Origin of the sequence: Amycolatopsis sp. NPDC004625 (assembly GCF_040609695.1) — a bacterium.
GTDB lineage: Bacteria > Actinomycetota > Actinomycetes > Mycobacteriales > Pseudonocardiaceae > Amycolatopsis.
On record NZ_JBEXKX010000045.1, the window covers coordinates 14,615 to 30,864 of the forward strand.

The 16,250-nt window shown below is 70.4% G+C and carries 16 protein-coding genes; 13 read left to right on the plus strand and 3 right to left on the minus strand.

The window, feature by feature from the left end; translation table 11 throughout:
• Positions 1-273: 273 nt before the first annotated feature.
• Positions 274-1,137: an N-acetylmuramoyl-L-alanine amidase gene (locus tag ABZW17_RS36605; RefSeq protein ID WP_354824312.1), complete on the minus strand. Its 864-nt coding sequence runs from the start codon at positions 1,135-1,137 to the stop codon at positions 274-276.
• Between the two features lie 78 nt (positions 1,138-1,215).
• On the opposite strand from ABZW17_RS36605, the gene ABZW17_RS36610 reads away from it, so the two are divergent.
• Both ABZW17_RS36610 and recR read left to right on the plus strand, forming a co-directional pair.
• Positions 1,216-1,575, plus strand: coding sequence for a YbaB/EbfC family nucleoid-associated protein (locus ABZW17_RS36610; protein ID WP_013230627.1), 360 nt, complete (start codon positions 1,216-1,218; stop codon positions 1,573-1,575).
• 5 nt (positions 1,576-1,580) lie between these two features.
• Positions 1,581-2,177 carry a recombination mediator RecR gene (recR, locus tag ABZW17_RS36615; RefSeq protein ID WP_354824315.1) on the plus strand — a complete coding sequence of 199 codons (597 nt, stop codon included), beginning with the start codon at positions 1,581-1,583 and terminating at the stop codon, positions 2,175-2,177.
• A 42-nt stretch (positions 2,178-2,219) separates the two neighbouring features.
• On the opposite strand, the gene ABZW17_RS36620 is transcribed toward recR, so the two are convergent.
• A complete protein-coding gene (locus ABZW17_RS36620) occupies positions 2,220-2,732 on the minus strand; it encodes a glucosaminidase domain-containing protein (RefSeq protein ID WP_354824318.1) in 513 nt (170 codons plus the stop codon).
• Positions 2,733-2,788: 56 nt separating this feature from the next.
• Complete coding sequence (locus ABZW17_RS36625) at positions 2,789-3,886, minus strand: UDP-N-acetylglucosamine 2-epimerase (protein WP_354824320.1); 1,098 nt, start codon at positions 3,884-3,886, stop codon at positions 2,789-2,791.
• An 84-nt stretch (positions 3,887-3,970) separates the two neighbouring features.
• On the opposite strand from ABZW17_RS36625, the gene ABZW17_RS36630 reads away from it, so the two are divergent.
• From ABZW17_RS36630 to ABZW17_RS36680, 11 genes are all read left to right on the plus strand, one after another.
• A complete protein-coding gene (locus tag ABZW17_RS36630; protein WP_354824322.1) occupies positions 3,971-5,002 on the plus strand; it encodes a glycosyltransferase family 2 protein in 1,032 nt (343 codons plus the stop codon).
• A gap of 8 nt (positions 5,003-5,010) precedes the next feature.
• A complete protein-coding gene (locus ABZW17_RS36635; protein WP_354824325.1) occupies positions 5,011-6,306 on the plus strand; it encodes a hypothetical protein in 1,296 nt (431 codons plus the stop codon).
• Positions 6,307-6,367: 61 nt separating this feature from the next.
• Complete coding sequence (locus tag ABZW17_RS36640; protein ID WP_354824328.1) at positions 6,368-8,347, plus strand: DUF6541 family protein; 1,980 nt, start codon at positions 6,368-6,370, stop codon at positions 8,345-8,347.
• A 32-nt stretch (positions 8,348-8,379) separates the two neighbouring features.
• On the plus strand, positions 8,380-9,117 hold the full coding sequence (locus ABZW17_RS36645) for a glycosyltransferase family 2 protein (RefSeq protein ID WP_354824467.1): 738 nt from the start codon (positions 8,380-8,382) through the stop codon (positions 9,115-9,117).
• Positions 9,118-9,129: 12 nt separating this feature from the next.
• Positions 9,130-9,564: a DUF2304 domain-containing protein gene (locus ABZW17_RS36650; protein WP_354824331.1), complete on the plus strand. Its 435-nt coding sequence runs from the start codon at positions 9,130-9,132 to the stop codon at positions 9,562-9,564.
• A 52-nt stretch (positions 9,565-9,616) separates the two neighbouring features.
• Complete coding sequence (locus tag ABZW17_RS36655) at positions 9,617-10,105, plus strand: uridine kinase (RefSeq protein WP_354824334.1); 489 nt, start codon at positions 9,617-9,619, stop codon at positions 10,103-10,105.
• Between the two features lie 327 nt (positions 10,106-10,432).
• Entirely contained in the window at positions 10,433-12,112 is a 1,680-nt protein-coding gene (locus tag ABZW17_RS36660) for an ABC transporter substrate-binding protein (protein WP_354824337.1), read from the plus strand.
• An 88-nt stretch (positions 12,113-12,200) separates the two neighbouring features.
• Positions 12,201-13,202, plus strand: a complete 1,002-nt coding sequence (locus tag ABZW17_RS36665; protein WP_354824340.1) for an ABC transporter permease — start codon at positions 12,201-12,203, stop codon at positions 13,200-13,202.
• On the plus strand, positions 13,199-14,128 hold the full coding sequence (locus tag ABZW17_RS36670) for an ABC transporter permease (protein ID WP_354824343.1): 930 nt from the start codon (positions 13,199-13,201) through the stop codon (positions 14,126-14,128). The genes ABZW17_RS36665 and ABZW17_RS36670 overlap by 4 nt, the downstream gene beginning before the upstream one ends.
• A 6-nt stretch (positions 14,129-14,134) precedes the next feature.
• A complete protein-coding gene (locus ABZW17_RS36675; RefSeq protein ID WP_354824345.1) occupies positions 14,135-15,130 on the plus strand; it encodes an ABC transporter ATP-binding protein in 996 nt (331 codons plus the stop codon).
• Positions 15,127-16,239, plus strand: a complete 1,113-nt coding sequence (locus tag ABZW17_RS36680) for an oligopeptide/dipeptide ABC transporter ATP-binding protein (RefSeq protein ID WP_354824348.1) — start codon at positions 15,127-15,129, stop codon at positions 16,237-16,239. The genes ABZW17_RS36675 and ABZW17_RS36680 overlap by 4 nt, the downstream gene beginning before the upstream one ends.
• The last annotated feature ends 11 nt before the right edge of the window (positions 16,240-16,250 follow it).

A 16,250-nucleotide genomic window follows, 5' to 3' on the forward strand; every position in this document is an offset into this window, starting at 1 on the left:
GTCGGTTCGCGTACTCAGAGGGTCGGTTCGCGTACTCAGAGGGTCGGTTCGCGTACTCAGAGGGTCGGTTCGCGTACTCAGAGGGTCGGTTCGCGTACTCAGAGGGTCGGTTCGCGTACCTAGAGGGTCGGCTCGGCGAGCCGGTCCCAAGCCCGCCAGCCGACCGCCCAGGTACGCGAGCCGACGTTCCAGGTACGTGAGCCGACCGCTCGGGTACGTGAGCCGACCGCTCGGACGGGTGGTGGCTGCTCTCGGGGAGTCCCAGGTGCCGAGTCAGCCGGCCAGGTAGGCCTCGATCGCCGCCGCGATGGCTGTCGCGTACTGCTGGCGGCCGTCCGCGCTCGTCATGCGGGCCGCCTCGGCCGCGTTGCGCATGTTGCCGCACTCCACCAGGGCCACCGGGCGCGTCGACAGGTTGAGGCCGGCCAGGTCCGCGCGGGCCGAGAGGCCGTTGCCGCCGATGTAGTTCGCCGTCGTGAAGCCGCTCGTGCGCAGCGTGTCGCGCAACGTCTGCGCCAGCCGCGTCGAGGGCTCGCCCTGCGCGGCGTTCAGGGCCGGTGACGAGTACGCGACGTGGAAGCCGGTCGCCCCGGCCGCTTCGGAGCCGTCGGCGTGGATGGAGACGACCGCGTCGGCGTCCGCCTCGTTGCCGATCGCCGCGCGGCGGTCGACGCAGGGGCCGACGCCGGTGTCGTTCTGTCGCGTGTAGACAACGCGGATCCCCTTGCCCGCCAAAGCTTTCCCGACCCGCTGGGCGACGTCGAACGTGAAGGCGTGCTCGGGGTAGCCCGCGTTGGTCGCGGTGCCGGTCGTGTTGCACGGCTTGGTCTGCCCGCGCCCGGCGGGCACCGGCCGGTTGATCTCCGCCGGGTGGGCCCCGTTGCCGCCGTTGTGCCCGGGATCCAGCACGACGACCTTCCCCGACGCCGGAGGAGCCGACGAAGCCGGCGAAGAAGGCGAAGTAGGCGAAGAAGGCGAAGGCGACGAAGGCGGTGGCAACGCCGAGGACGAAGGCGTCACCGACGTCGACAGGACGGTGGTTCCCGGGACGGCCGCCGGAGCGTCGTCGGAGCAGCCGGTGAGCAGCAGGGCACCGGCCAGCAGCAGGGGGGCAATCGCGCGTCGCACGGCGACCACGGTGCCACAGCCCGGCCCCGCGCGTGGCGCGACTACCCTGGTGGGGACACAGGCGTGCAGAGAGGACCGAGTGCGATCATGGCCCAACCCGGCGGCGGCTTCGACCTTTCCCAGCTGATGCAGCAGGCGCAGCAGATGCAGCAGAAGCTCGTCGAGGCCCAGGAAGAACTGGCCAACACCGAGGTCACCGGCACGGCAGGGGGCGGGCTGGTCACCGCGACCGTCTCCGGTGACAGCCAGCTGAAGAGCCTGCAGATCGACCCGAAGGTGGTCGACCCGGACGACGTCGAGACGCTGTCCGACCTGATCGTCGCCGCAGTCCGCGACGCCTCGGCGAGCGCGCAGAAGCTCACCGAGCAGAAGCTCGGCCCGCTGGCCGGCGGGCTCGGCGGCGGTGGCGGCATGCCGGACCTCGGGTCCCTCGGCTTCGGCGGCTGACGAACTTGTACGAAGGTGTCGTCCAGGACCTGATCGACGAGCTCGGGCGCCTGCCCGGGGTCGGGCCGAAGAGCGCCCAGCGGATCGCGTTCCACCTGCTGGCCGCGGATCCGGCGGACATCTCGCGGCTGCAGGACGTGCTCGGCAAGGTCAAGGAGGGCGTCCAGTTCTGCGAGATCTGCGGCAACGTCTCCGAGCACCCGACGTGCCGCATCTGCCGCGACGAGCGCCGCGACCTCACGGTCATCTGCGTGGTCGAGGAGCCGAAGGACGTCCTGGCGGTCGAGCGCACGCGCGAGTTCAAGGGCCGCTACCACGTCCTGGGCGGCGCCCTCGACCCGCTGTCGGGCATCGGCCCGGAGCAGCTGCGGATGCGCGAGCTGCTCAAGCGGATCGGCGAGGCGGACATCACGGAGATCATCATCGCCACCGACCCCAACACGGAGGGCGAGGCGACGGCGACCTACCTGGTCCGCATGCTGCGCGACTTCCCGGGCCTCAGCGTGACGCGGCTGGCGTCGGGCCTGCCGATGGGCGGTGACCTGGAGTTCGCGGACGAGCTGACCCTGGGCCGCGCCCTCTCCGGCCGCCGCGCGCTCTAACGCCTCGTGAGTGAGAAACAGGGTTAGAACACTGTTTCTCACTCACGAGTCGAAGCGGCGGAGGTCGTACAGGTTCATCAGCCTGATGACCTTGTTCGCGTATTCCGGGTCGGTGGCGTACTTCCGCGCCACCGCCCGGATGAACGCGTCCGGGTCGTGCCGGACCGGCAACGCCGGCGCGTAGTTCGACGAAGTCGTCAGCAGCCGCCCGTAGTCGCGGAACGAGTCGTCGATCGACGCGTACGAGCGGAAATACGCGTCCACCGGGTGGCACGGCGCCGGAACGCACTCAGTGGCCGGATAGCGCGCGCACCCCACCGCGATCGGTCCCGGGCTCGTCGGCGTCACGCACTTGAAGCCGAAGTAGTTCCGCTCGTCGGCCGACAGCTTACTGCGACCCCAGTTCGACTCGAGGACCGACTGCGCCACCGCGACCGACGCGGGGATGTCGTACGCCGTGTGGAGCGCCCTCGCGATCGGGCTCGCCACGCCGACGTACGACTCCTGGTAACCCGGTGACACGAGCAGCAGCGCCGCCAGTCCGATGTGGATCATGGCGACACTCTGCCCGCCTCACCCCCGGAAAAACCGGGGGTCACCCCAACGAGACCTCAGCAGTAGCCGAGCTGCGCCAGCGTGTCGACGACGATCTCGGACGGGTGGTACTTGTCCATCCAGGACTCGCCGCGCCGGTTCTGGTACGTGTCGAGGAAGTTCTGCAGCTTGTCGCCGCGCATCTCGGTCAGCACCACCGTCTCGCCGAGGTGCTGCGGGGTCTCCGTGCGCTCGCGGTGCACCGCGCAGGGGAGGCCGAGGTAGTAGCACTCCGCCGAAAGACCACCCGAATCGGTGACGACGTACTCGGCGCGCGCCACCAGCGGCAGGAACTTCAGGTACCGCATCTTCGGCTGGACGATGAACTGGTCGTCGAAGATGTTGCCGATGCCCAGCGAGCGGATCTTCTCGCGCTCCGGCGCCCCGGCCATGTACAGGATCGGCATCTTGCGGCTCTGCTCACGCAGGATCTCCAGCGCCTCGCGGTACTTGTCCGGGCGCGAGACCAGCTCGAAGCGGTGCAGCGTGGCCAGGCCGAACTTCTCCGGCAGGTTCGGCACGTCCAGCGGCCCGTTGATGGCCAGCCGCATCGCGTCGATCGCCGTGTTCGCCTCGGTGTCGACGACCACGCCGCGGGCGTGGCGCAGGTTGTTGACCTCGCGGATGCTCGGCGCGAAGTGGATGTCGACGATCTTCGCCGCGATCTTGCGGTTCAGCTCCTCCGGCAGCGGCGAGAGGATGCTGCCCGACCGCGCGCCCGCCTCGACGTGCCCGACCCGGGCCTTGAGGATGCGCTTCCCGATCAGCGAGCCGTACGGCGTGGTGAACGTGTCGCCGTGCACCAGCACCAGCGGCGGCCGGCCGTCCTCGGTCAGCGCGGCGCGCAGTTCGTGGCGGCGCCCCCACGCGGTGCGCAGCACCTGCGCGGCCCAGCCCGGCACCTGCGCCGGCGACTCGAGGTTGTGCGCCTTGTCCTCCGGCACCAGCCAGACGTCCGGCGCGGGCATGTCCAGGTCGGCCAGTACGTCGGCGACCTCGTCGACGTGCTGGGCGGTGAACCAGATCTTCGGCCGCATCCCGCGCTCGCGGATCCCGTGGTAGACCGGCGCGATCTTGATCAGTTCCGCGGTGGTGCCGAGAATGAAGGAAATCACCAGAGAAGCCCATTCCTGGTCGGGAGCGGTGGCGTAAGGATACTGGCCGACCCGCCGCGGGGGCCGCCGGGTAGCCTCGGCCCGGTGAGTGCGAACCCGCTCCTCCCCTCGCTCAGCGTCGTGATCCCGGTCTACAACGAGCAGGACTGGATCGAACGCAGTGTCGGCGCGCTGCTCGCCTCGGCCGAGGCGGCGAACTGGCCGATCGAGGTCGTGGTGGTCGACGACGGCAGCACCGACGCGACGCCGTCACGGCTCGACGACCTGCGCGAACGCCACGGCATCACGGTCGTCGGCCAGGCCAACTCGGGCCGCTTCGAGGCCCGGCGGGCGGGTATCGCCAAGGCCGCGGGCGAGCAGATCCTGCTGCTCGACAGCCGCGTGGTCGTGGACACCGGATCGCTGGCGTTCCTGCGCGACCAGCTGGCCGGCCACCCGGAGCGGACGGTCTGGAACGGGCACATCAACGTCGCTTCGGAGCACAACCCGTACGCCGGTTTCATGGCCGGCCTGGTGAAGATCCCGTGGCGCCGGTACTGCGCGAACCCGCGCCTGATGTCCTTCGGCATCGAGGAGTTCGACCTCTTCCCCAAGGGCACCGGGTTCTTCTCCGCGCCGCGCGCCGTGCTCGAGGCCGCCTCCGACGCGTTCGTTTCGCTGTTCGACGACGTCCGCTTCGCCAGCGACGACACCGGCGTCCTGCGCTGGATCGCCGAACGGCACCGCATCCACCTGGCCCCGGAGTTCTCCGCGACCTACCACGGGCGCGACAGCTTCAAGAAGTTCGTCGCCCAGTCCTACTTCCGCGGGACGACCTTCGTGGACTCCTACCTCGGCTCGCCCGGCCCGGCCCGCAACGGCCTGTTCGCCGCGTTCGGCGTCGGCGTGCTCGGCCTCGCCGTCGCGGCCAAGCGGCCGAAGACGGCGGTGGCGATCGCCGCCGCCGGGTCGGCCGCGGCCGGTGCCGCGGTGACCCGCTTCGGCGCGACGACCGCGGAGGCCAAGGCCGTCGCGAAGCTGGCTCCGGTGTTCGGCGCCGGCTTCGGCGCGGGGGCCGTCCGTGGCCTGGTGCTGGCGCTGCGGGCCCGCCGGCGGCGGGGCGTGCAGGGCCGATGAGCTCGCCGATGACCGACGAGGCGGACGGGCGCAGCCTGGCGAAGGAGACCGGCCGCTCGGCCGGGAAGATCGGCATCTCGCTGCTGGTCGCCATCGCGCTCGGGTACGTGCTGACCGTGGTCGCGACGCGCTGGCTCGGCCCGGTGAACAGCAAGGTCTACCTCTCGTTCTGGGGCATCCTGATGGGCCTAGGCAGCGCGCTCTCGCCGCTCGAGCAGGAGCTGTCCCGCCAGTCCGCGGTGGCCGCGCTCGACGGCGGCAAGGCGGGCAAGCCCGCGCTGCGGGCCCTGGCCGTCGGCGCGGTGACCGTCGCCGTGGTCGCGGCCCTGACGCTGGTCGTGCCGGTGCTGTCGGACCGGCTCTACGGCGGGAACGCCGCGCTCGGCGTCATCGTGCTGTGCGGCGCGATCGCGTTCGCCTGCCAGTTCGCCGCGCGGGGCCTGCTCGTCGGGCAGCAGCGGATCAAGCCGTACTCGGGGCTGGTCGTGGCCGAGGCCGCGGTCCGGGTCGTCGTGCTGCTCGGGATCGCCGCCGCCGGGCTCACCGGCGTGACGTCGTACGCGATCGCGGCCGCCGCCGGCTCGTTCGCGTGGCTGCTGTTCGTCCGCCCGGTCAGCGGGCTGGTCGACCCGCACGCCGACGGCGAGGGCTGGGGGCCGGTGACCGGCCGGATCCTGGTCCTGATGGCCGGCGCCGCGCTCACCGCGAGCGTCATCACCGGCTACCCGGCGATGGTCAGCCTGCTCGCACCCGGCGGGTCCGCGCGGGACATCGGCGTGCTGTTCGCGACGCTCACCGTGTCCCGGGTGCCGCTGCTGCTGCTGTCCCCGCTCCAGGCGCTCGCCGTGCCGACGGTGGTCCGGCTTTCGGGCACCGAAGAGGGGCGGCACCGGCTGCGGAAGCTCCTGGCCGTCGGCGCGCTCGGCACGGTCGTGGTCGGCGTGGTCGGCGCCCTGGTCGGCTGGCTGATCGGGCCCTGGCTGGTCGCGCTGCTCTACGACAAGGACTTCGTCGCCCAGGGCTGGTGGGTGGCGTGGATGGTGTGGGGTGCGGTCCTGCTCACGGCGCTGCAGCTGATGACGGCCGTGCTCGTGGCCCGCAAAGAGGCGAACAAGGTGCTCGTCACGTGGGCGGTGGTCGCGGTCTCCACCGCGGCGATCCTGCTGCTCGTGCCCGGTGACCCGATCCTGCGGGCCGTGGCCGGCCTGGCCGGCGGGCCCACGCTGGGCCTGGTGGTCGTGCTGGCCTTCGTGCTGCGACGGCCGGGCAACGTGCAGGCCGCTCCGGACGTCCCAGTAGGGTGACCCCGGCCGTACCCCGGACAGGTCGGCGTGAAACGCCGGTGAGGTTGGTTAGCGGAAAACCATGAACGTACTTCTGGTCGTGCTCGCCTTCTGGCTGCCTGGCCTCGTCTTCGGGGCGGCGATCCGGCTCCGTGGCTGGCTGCTCGCCGCGGCCGCGCCGCTCCTGACGTTCGGCGTCGTGAGCCTCGCCGTGCCGGTGCTCGGCGGCCTCGGGATCCGCTGGAACGTCCTCGACGTCGCGCTGTGGACGCTCGTCCTGTCCGCCGTCGGCTTCGGGCTGTCGTTCCTCGTGCTGCGGTTCACCGCGCGAAGGCACCCGGACTGGGCCGAAACGGACGCCGCCGCGGCGGCGCCCGCCCGGTCGCTGCGGGAGCACCTGCTGATGGGCGCCGGCGTCCTGGCCGGCAGCCTGGTCGGGATCGTCACGTTCCTGCGCGGCGCCCGCGGCCTCAACCAGGTCCAGCAGGGCTGGGACGCGCCGTTCCACGCCAACCTCGTCCGCTGGATCGCCGAGCACGGCGACGCCCGGCCGTCGACCGTCGGCACGATCGCGAACCTGCCGGGCCAGACGAACTACTTCTACCCGGACACCTACCACGCCCTGCTCGCGCTGGTCTTCGACAAGGCCGGGCTGGCGATGATGCCGACGCTCAACATGGCGGCGCTCACCGTCATCCTGTGCGTGCCGATCGGCGTCGCCGCGATGTGCCACGTGTGGCGGATGCCGCCCCTCGCGGTCGCCGCGGCCGCGGCGGTCTCGGCGTCGTTCACCAACTTCCCGTACGACTCGCTGTGGCGCGGTCCGCTGTGGCCGTACGTCGCCGGGGTCGCGCTGATCCCGGCCGCGCTCGCGCTGGCCCGGCTGCTGCTGGAGCCGCGGGGCCTCGCCGGTCCGGTGGCGATCGGGGTCGCCGTCGCCGGGCTGATCGGGCTGCACACCAGCGTCGCGTTCGTCGTCGTCGTGTACTTCCTGCTGATCCTGTTCGCCGTGCTGTTCAAGTTCGAGCGGATCGACTGGCGCCGGTCCGCGCCCTCGCTGGCCGCGACCGTCGTGCTCGCCGTGGTCTGCGGGCTGCCGCTGGCGCTGCCTTCGCTCTACAACGCCGGTGGTGTGACGAGCGCGTTCTGGGCGTCGGACGCGACGGTCAGCGGCGGCCTCGGCGAGACGATCACGTTCTCGCCGATGGCGGCGTTCCCGCAGTGGTGGATCGGCGTGCCGGCCATCATCGGCATCTTCCTGCTGGTCAAGCACCGCCGGATGGTGTGGATGGTCGCCGCGTACGTCGTGTTCGGCGGCCTGTTCGCGGCCACCGTGTCGCTGGAGACGCCGCTCATCCACACCCTGACCGGCATCTTCTACAACGACCACTGGCGGATCGGCGCGCTGGTCCCGCTGGCCGGCGCGGTCGCGTTCGGCGAGTTCACCGACACCGCGGCCCGCTGGTTCGCGGGCAAGGCGGGCACCCGGCTGCCGAACGTCCGCCCGGTGACGCTCGTCGCGGTCGGCGTCGTGCTGCTCGCCGTCGTCGTGGGCGGCCTGAGCCGCGGTGGCTACATCGGCCGCAACGCCGCCCGCCTGCAGCTCAACTACAGCGGCGGCCCGACGGTCAGCAACGACGAGCGCCAGGCGTTCGGCTGGCTCGCCGCGCACGTCGCGCCGGGCGAGCGGGTGATGAACGGCAAGGCCGACGGCTCGGTGTGGATGTACGCCCTCAACGGCGTCCAGCCGGTCGAGTGGACCTTCTACGGCGCCGAACCCAACACCCCGGCCGGCTACCTCGGCGTGTTCCTCAACGACATCAACAAGTACCCGCGGGTGCGGCAGGAACTGACCGCGCTCAAGGTCCGGTACGTGTTCGTCGGCTCCGGCCACGTCACGGCGACGACGAAGAACGGCGTCGGCCTCGACCACCTCGAGTCCGACCCCGGCTTCAAGCTCGTGTTCCGCAACCCGGGTGCGTCCGTCTACGAAATCGAAGGCCAGCAGGGCGTCGTCACGGCGGGTGCGGCGCCAGGGTCTGCGGCCGGTCACGGGAAGTGAAGGGCTAGAGTGATCGCGTGTCAGTGTCTACGGTGACGTCCGTGACCAGCCGCCGGGTGCTGATCGTGATGCCCGCGCTGAACGAGTCGGCGAGTGTCGCGTCGGTCATCGAGCAGGTGAAACGCGCCTTGCCGGACGGCGACCTGCTCGTCGTCGACGACGGCTCGGTCGACGACACCGCCCGGCTCGCCCGCGCGGCCGGGGCCGAGGTGGCCCGGCTCGCGGTGAACCTCGGCGTCGGCGGGGCGATGCGCACCGGGTTCCGGTACGCCGCCGCCCGCGGCTACGACGTCGTCGTTCAGGTGGACGCGGACGGCCAGCACGACCCGGACGAGCTCGACGCCCTGTTGCGCGGTCTGGACGACGCGGACATCGTGATCGGTTCCCGGTTCGCCGGCAAGGGCTCGTACAAGGCGAGCGGGCCGCGCAAGTACGCCATGGTCGCGCTCTCGCTCGTGTTCTCGCGGCTGGCGAAGACCAAGCTCACCGACGTCACGTCGGGCTTCAAGGCGATGGGGCCGCGCGCGATCCGGCTCTTCGCCGGCTACTACCCGGCGGAGTACCTCGGTGACACCGTGGAGTCGCTGGTGATGGCCATCCGGGCCAAGCTGACCATCAAGGAGATCCCGGTCGTCATGCGGGAGCGCGCGGGCGGCACGCCCAGCCACTCGCCCGTGAAGTCGGCCGTCTACCTGGGCCGGGCCGGGCTCGCGCTGCTGCTGGCGCTGGTGCGCCGGCGCCCGGCGGTCGACTCGTCCGACTCGGCGTAAGGGGAAGTGGAAATGCAGGGTTGGCGCATTCTCAGCATCGTCGTCGCCTGTGTCGTGCTCTTCGTCGTCATCGAGATGATGCGGCGGCGGAAGTTGCGCGAGAAGTACGCGGGCGTGTGGCTCGTCGTCGCCATCGGCGTCGTCGTGCTCGCGGTGCTGCCGCAGGCCGCCGAGTTCCTGGCCCTCCACACCGGCGTGCAGACGCCGTCCAACTTCGTGTTCCTCCTGGCCGGTGTCGTGCTGGCGCTCGTGTCGCTGCACCTGTCCACCGAGGTGGGGCACCTGGAGGAAGAGGTGCGCACGTCGATCGAGGAGATCGCGCTGCTGCGCTGCGAGCTCGAAGACACCCGCCGCGAACTGGCGGGCCGGATCGCCGAGCTGGAGGCGAAGACGGCGGCTCCCGACGACGTCAAAGGGCTTCCCGAGGTCGAGCGCGTCAGCAAGTGACGCCCTGATCGAAGCCCTGCTCGCCGCCCCCGCGCGGCTGGGCGGGGTGCGGGTGCTGGCCATCGACGGGCCGTCGGGCGCGGGGAAGTCCACGCTGGCCGCCGAGGTCGTCGCCGGGCTCGAGGCCTGCGGGTGCCGCACCGAGCTGGTGAGCACCGACGCCTTCGCCACCTGGGACGACCCGGTCGCGTGGTGGCCGCGGCTCCTCGACGGCGTCCTGCGTCCCCTGGCGGCCGGGCGGCCCGGTGCCTACCGGCGGATGGACTGGACCACCGGGGTGCCCCGGCCGGGTGAAATCGTCCGGGTGGCCGTGCCGGACGTCCTCGTGCTGGAGGGCGTCTCCAGCGGCCGCACTTCGGCAAGATCCCTGCTTTCGCACCTCTGCTGGGTCGACGGCGGCTCCGCGGCCGGGCGGCTGGCCCGGACCGTCGCCCGGGACGGTGCGGCCGCCCGGGGCGAACTGGGCCGCTGGCAACGGTTCGAGCACGGCTGGTTCGCCGTCGACGGCACGGCCGCGGCGGCCGGAACGCGACTTTCGTAGGGGTCCGGACGGTCACCCTCCGTGCAGGACCCGCTCCGGATCGATCAAGTCGACGAGCGGTCGCAACACGAGCGGACTAATCCCGGTACCGCCATCTGAGTTAGTGATCCGGCACCGCGCGCAGCCAGAGCACGCAAATGGTCACATTCTGTCGCGATTTACGGACACATTGCGGTCAAATCGGTGCCCACGTAGCGCGATCGTAACCTCACGTACTTAAGCCCGGGCCGACTTCCCGCTAGTGTCGCTGGGCACACCGATCGTCCGTCGAGTTCCTGACCGACCGGACGGTGACTTTGAACCCGAACATCTCCCAAGGGGTGCCAGATGCAGCAATTGCGGCTGACCCGAACACGCCGCGTGGCCCTGATCGGGCTGAGCGGCGTGCTCGCGGTTTCGCTGTCCGCCTGTGCGGAATCCAAGCGTGACGAGGGCGCAGGGGGTGGTTCCGGGGGCACGATGATCTTCGGCGCGGCCGGCAACCCGAAGCTGTTCGACCCCATCTTCAACGACGAGGGCGAGACCTTCCGGATCACCCGGCAGATCTTCGACACGCTGATCCAGAACAAGCCGGGCACGGCCGACCTGGAGCCCTCCCTCGCCGAGAAGTGGGAGCCCAGCAACGACGGCAAGACCTGGACCTTCTCGCTCAAGCAGGGCGTGAAGTTCTCCGACGGCACCCCGTTCGACGCGACCGCGGTCTGCTTCAACTTCGACCGCTGGTACAACATGAAGGGCGCCGCCGCCCAGAGCCAGATGATCTACTACGCCGACGTCTTCGGCGGGTTCGCCAAGAACGAGAGCACCGACTACAGCGACCCGGTCTACAAGAGCTGCGAAGCCAAGGACCCGGCGACCGCGGTGGTGAACCTGAACAAGGCGAAGGGCGCGTTCCCGGCGGCCTTCACCCTGCCGTCGTTCGCGATGCAGAGCCCGACCGCGCTCAAGCAGTACAAGTCGGACGAGGTCACCCAGTCCGGCGACTCGTTCACCTACAGCGAGTACGCGAACAAGCACCCGGTCGGCACCGGCCCGTTCAAGTTCGACGGCTGGGACCAGGGCAAGGGTGAGATCACCCTGTCCAAGAACGACACCAGCCCGACCCAGACGGCCAAGCTCGACAAGCTCATCTTCAAGGTGATCCCGGACGAGAACGCCCGCAAGCAGGCGCTCAAGGCCGGCGACATCCAGGGCTACGACTACCCGGCGCCCGCGGACTACGGCCTGCTGCGCAACGAGGGCGAGCAGGTGCTGGTGCGCCCGCCGTTCAACGTGCTCTACCTGGGCATCAACCAGTCCGGCCCGGCCGGTGACAAGCTGAAGGACGTCAAGGTCCGCCAGGCGCTGGCCTACGGCATCAACCGCGAGCAGTTCGTCAAGAGCAAGCTGCCCGAGGGTGCCGAGGTCGCCAACGAGTTCGTGCCCAAGACGATCTCCGGCTACACCGACGACGTCACCAAGTACCCGTACGACCAGGCGAAGGCCAAGCAGCTCCTGCAGGAAGCCGGCGCGACGAACCTGACGCTGAAGTTCTACTACCCGACCGAGGTCACCCGTCCGTACATGCCGAACCCGGCGGACGTCTTCACCTCGATCTCGGAGGACCTGAAGGCCATCGGCATCAAGATCGAGCCGGTCGCCAAGCCGTGGAACGGTGGCTACAAGGACGACGTGCAGAAGTTCGGCAAGCAGGACCTCCACCTGCTCGGCTGGACCGGTGACTACAACGACGCCGGGAACTTCGTCGGCACCTTCTTCGGCCGCACGAAGAAGGAGTTCGGGTTCGACAACCCGCAGCTGTTCCAGGCGCTGTCCGCCGCGGACGCTTCGCCCGCCGGCGACGCGCACGCCAAGGCGTACCAGGAAGTCAACAAGCAGATCATGGACTACCTGCCGGCCATCCCGATCTCCTACGGCCCGCCCGCCATCGTGGTCGGCCCGAAGGTCAAGGGTCTGGTCGCCAGCCCGCTGACCGACGAGCGGTTCAACACCGTGACGGTTAACTGACGGTTTTACGCCGCAAGGCGCATGGGGTGGGTGCTACCGCGCCCACCCCATGTTCCGTACTCAGCAGGCTGCCCCCTAAGGACTGCAAGTGCTCCGTTTTCTCGTGCGTCGGCTGCTACAAGCGATCCCGACGCTGCTCATCCTGTCCATCCTGGTCTTCGCCTGGCTGCGGTCGCTGCCCGGAGGGCCCGCGGCCGCCCTCCTCGGCGACAAGGCAACGCCGGAGAAGATCGCCAACCTCAACCACGTGCTGGGGCTCGACCAGCCGGTCATCATCCAGTACTTCAAGTTCCTCGGCCGCGCCCTCACCGGTGACTTCGGCGCCTCGCTGGTCTCCACCCAGCCGGTGATGTCGGAGATCGGCACGTTCCTGCCGGCCACCATCGAGCTGGGGATCTCCGCGATGATCGTCGCGGTGGTCATCGGCATCCCGGCGGGCTACGTTTCGGCCCGCTACCGCGGTGGCGCCGCCGACAACGTGATCATCGTGCTGACCCTGATCGGCGTCGCGGTCCCGGTCTTCTTCCTCGGCTACATGATGCAGGACCTGCTCGCCGGGCCGCTGGGCCTGCCGTCGCAGGGCCGGCAGACCGCCGGGCTGGACGCCACCGCCGTCACCAACTTCGCCATCCTCGACGGCATCATGACGAGTGAGTGGGACGCCGTCTGGGACGCGATCAAGCACCTGATCCTCCCGGCGTTCGCGCTCGCCACGATCCCGCTCGCGGTGATCACCCGGATCACCCGCGCGTCGGTGCTCGAAGTGCTCAACGAGGACTTCATCCGCACGGCCAACTCGAAGGGCCTCACGCAGCCGGTGGTCCGCCGCCGGCACGTGCTGCGCAACGGCCTGCTGCCGGTGGTCACCACCATCGGCCTGCAGACCGGCGCGCTGCTCGGCGGCGCGGTGCTGACCGAGCGCGTGTTCAACTTCCGCGGCCTCGGGTTCCTGCTGGCCGAAGGCATCGAACGGCGTGACTACCCCCGGCTGCAGGCGCTGCTGCTCTTCGGCGCACTGGTGTACGTGCTGGTGAACATGCTGGTCGACGTCTCGTACGGGATCATCGACCCGAGGGTGCGTGTGCGATGAACACTCTGCTGAACAAGAAGAAAGAGCCGATCGACAAGCTGGCCGCGGCGAGCGGGAACAGCCTCGGCCGCGAAGCGCTGCGGCGGATGCTGCGCAGCCCGGTCGCCATCACCGGTGGCGTGATCACCGGCCTGTTCGTGCTGCTGGCGGTGTTCGCGCCGCTGATCGCGCCCAAGGACCCGTTCGAGCGGTACCTGCAGGACAAGGTCGCGCTGGGCCAGGGGATCATCCCCGGCGCCCAGCCGGGTTACCCGCTCGGCGTCGACGACTTCGGCCGCGACGAACTGTCGCGGCTGATCGCCGGTGCGCAGAACACCCTGCTCGTCGGGGTGCTGGCCACGGTGATCGGCGTGCTGCTGGGCATCATCATCGGCGGGCTCGCCGGTGCGTTCGGCGGCTGGGTCGACACCGTCCTCATGCGACTGGTCGACGTCATGCTGTCGGTGCCGTCGCTGCTGCTGGCGATCTCGGTCGCGGCGCTGTTCGCCAAGCCCAGCCAGTGGACGGTGATCCTCGCCGTCTCGCTGATCGGGGTGCCGATCTTCGCGCGGCTGCTGCGCGGCTCGATGCTGGTGCAACGCGGCAGCGACCACGTCCTCGCGGCGACGTCGCTGGGCGTGAAGCGCGGCACGATCGTGTTCCGGCACATGCTGCCGAACTCGCTCGGCCCGGTCATCGTGCAGGCCACGCTGACCCTGGCGACCGCCATCCTGGAGGCCGCGGCCCTGTCGTTCCTCGGCCTGGGCGACCCGGACCCGAACCGGGCGGAGTGGGGCATCATGCTGAGCAAGGGTGCCCGGCAGTTCCTCGACGTCCGGCCCGAGCTCGCGTACTACCCGGCGATCGCGATCATCATCGTCGCGCTCGGGTTCACGCTGCTCGGCGAGTCCCTCCGCGAAGCCCTCGACCCGAAGAACAGGCGGTGAGAACCCATGGCACTCCTTGAAGTCCGAGACCTCACGGTCCAGTTCGTCCGGCGCGGCGAGCAGCCGTTCACCGCGGTGGACGGGGTCAGCTTCGACGTCGAGCCGGGCCAGACGGTCGGCCTGGTCGGCGAGTCCGGCTGCGGCAAGTCCGTGACGTCGCTGGCGATCATGCGGCTGCTGGCCAAGCGCGGCAACAAGGTCAGCGGCTCGGTGCGCTTCGAAGGCACCGACCTGCTCCACCTGTCCGACCGCGAAATGCGCGACCGCCGCGGCCGCGACCTCGGCATGGTGTTCCAGGACCCGCTGTCCTCGCTGAACCCGGTCATCCCGATCGGGCTGCAGATCACCGAGGTGCTGGAGCGCCACCGCGGCATGTCGCGCAAGGCGGCGTCCGTCGAAGCGGTGGACCTGCTCGACAAGGTCGGCATCCCCGACCCGTCGCGCCGGCTTTCCGAGTACCCGCACCAGCTTTCCGGCGGGATGCGGCAGCGCGCGCTGATCGCGATCGCGCTGGCGTGCCGGCCGCGGCTGCTCATCGCCGACGAGCCGACCACCGCGCTCGACGTCACCATCCAGGCGCAGATCCTGGCCCTGCTGCGGGAACTGGTGCAGGACACCGGAACCGCGCTGATCATGATCACGCACGACCTCGGCGTGGTCGCCGGGCTGTGCGACGAGGTCAACGTCCTCTACGGCGGCAAGATCGTCGAGCGGGCGCAGCGGCACCAGCTCTTCGCCGAGCCGCGGCACCCGTACACGTACGGCCTGCTCGCGTCCATCCCGAGGCTCGACGCGGGCCGCGGCGAGAAGCTGATCCCCATCCGGGGCTCGGTGGCCGACAACATCCCGTGGGACCACGCGTGCGCGTTCGCGCCGCGCTGCCCCAACGCGCTGCCGGTCTGCCGCGAGGTCCAGCCGCAGCTGGCGCCCGACCAGGGCGGGCTGCTGCGCTGTCACAACCCCGTGCGGCCCGCGGTCGCCGCGGGAGGAGGAACCCGATGACCCGTCCTGCTGGTGACGTGCTGCTCGAGGTCACCGACCTCAAGGTGCACTTCCCGATCAAGCGCGGCATCGTGATCGACCGGACGGTCGGGCACGTGTACGCGGTCGACGGCGTCGACCTGGCCATCCGCCGCGGCGAAACCTACGGCCTGGTCGGCGAATCCGGTTGCGGCAAGTCCACGCTGGGCCGGGCGATCCTGCGGCTCAACGAGCCCACCGCCGGTTCCGTGAAGTTCGACGGCACCGACGTCGCCCAGCTCAAGGGCGAGGAACTGCGGAAGGCCCGGCGCCGGATGCAGATGGTCTTCCAGGACCCGATGTCCAGTTTGGACCCGCGCCAGTCGGTCGAGTCCATCCTGCTCGAGGGCATGCACGCGCACGGCCTCGACAAGGACAAGGAAGCCACCCAGCGGCGGCTGCGGCAGCTGCTGGCCGCGGTCGGCCTGCCGGAGACGTCGCTGCGGAAGTACCCGCACGAGTTCTCGGGCGGGCAGCGCCAGCGCATCGGCATCGCGCGGGCGCTGGCCGTGGAGCCGGACCTGATCGTGGCCGACGAGCCGGTGTCCGCATTGGACGTTTCGGTGCAGGCCCAGGTGGTGAACCTGCTGGAGGACCTGCAGGAGCAGCTCGGCCTGACGTACGTGGTGATCGCGCACGACCTCGCGGTGGTGCGGCACATCTCCGACCGCATCGGCGTGATGTACCTGGGCGCGCTGGTCGAGGAGACCGACGCGGACTCGCTGTACCGGGAGCCGCTGCACCCGTACACGAAGGCGCTGCTGTCGGCCATCCCGGTGCCGGACCCGCAGGTCGAGGACACCCGCGAGCAGATCCTGCTGGCGGGCGACCTGCCTTCGCCGGCCAACCCGCCGTCGGGCTGCCGCTTCCACACGCGCTGCCCGTGGAAGCAGGCGAGCCTGTGCGACACCGACCGCCCGCAGCTGCGCGAAATCGGCGGCGGGCACCGGGTGGCGTGCCACTACGCGGAGGACATCCGCGACGGGCGCATCCAGCCGCACGAGGTGAAGCCGGAGCTGGTGGAGCTCACTGGGGCGCTGAACCCCGACCTGGGCCCGCCGGACGTCGGCACCGCTGCCGAAATCCTCTGAGTGGCGGCCGG

Excerpts from the sequence above, each read along its gene's own strand:
- ABZW17_RS36610 (WP_013230627.1), top strand. The coding sequence starts at position 1,216 with ATGGCCCAACCCGGCGGCGGCTTCGACCTTTCCCAGCTGATGCAGCAG.
- ABZW17_RS36675 (WP_354824345.1), top strand. The coding sequence starts at position 14,135 with ATGGCACTCCTTGAAGTCCGAGACCTCACGGTCCAGTTCGTCCGGCGC.
- ABZW17_RS36640 (WP_354824328.1), top strand. The coding sequence starts at position 6,368 with ATGAACGTACTTCTGGTCGTGCTCGCCTTCTGGCTGCCTGGCCTCGTC.
- ABZW17_RS36680 (WP_354824348.1), top strand. The coding sequence starts at position 15,127 with ATGACCCGTCCTGCTGGTGACGTGCTGCTCGAGGTCACCGACCTCAAG.
- ABZW17_RS36635 (WP_354824325.1), top strand. The coding sequence starts at position 5,011 with ATGACCGACGAGGCGGACGGGCGCAGCCTGGCGAAGGAGACCGGCCGC.
- ABZW17_RS36660 (WP_354824337.1), top strand. The coding sequence starts at position 10,433 with ATGCAGCAATTGCGGCTGACCCGAACACGCCGCGTGGCCCTGATCGGG.
- ABZW17_RS36620 (WP_354824318.1), bottom strand. The coding sequence starts at position 2,732 with ATGATCCACATCGGACTGGCGGCGCTGCTGCTCGTGTCACCGGGTTAC.
- ABZW17_RS36650 (WP_354824331.1), top strand. The coding sequence starts at position 9,130 with ATGCAGGGTTGGCGCATTCTCAGCATCGTCGTCGCCTGTGTCGTGCTC.
- ABZW17_RS36670 (WP_354824343.1), top strand. The coding sequence starts at position 13,199 with ATGAACACTCTGCTGAACAAGAAGAAAGAGCCGATCGACAAGCTGGCC.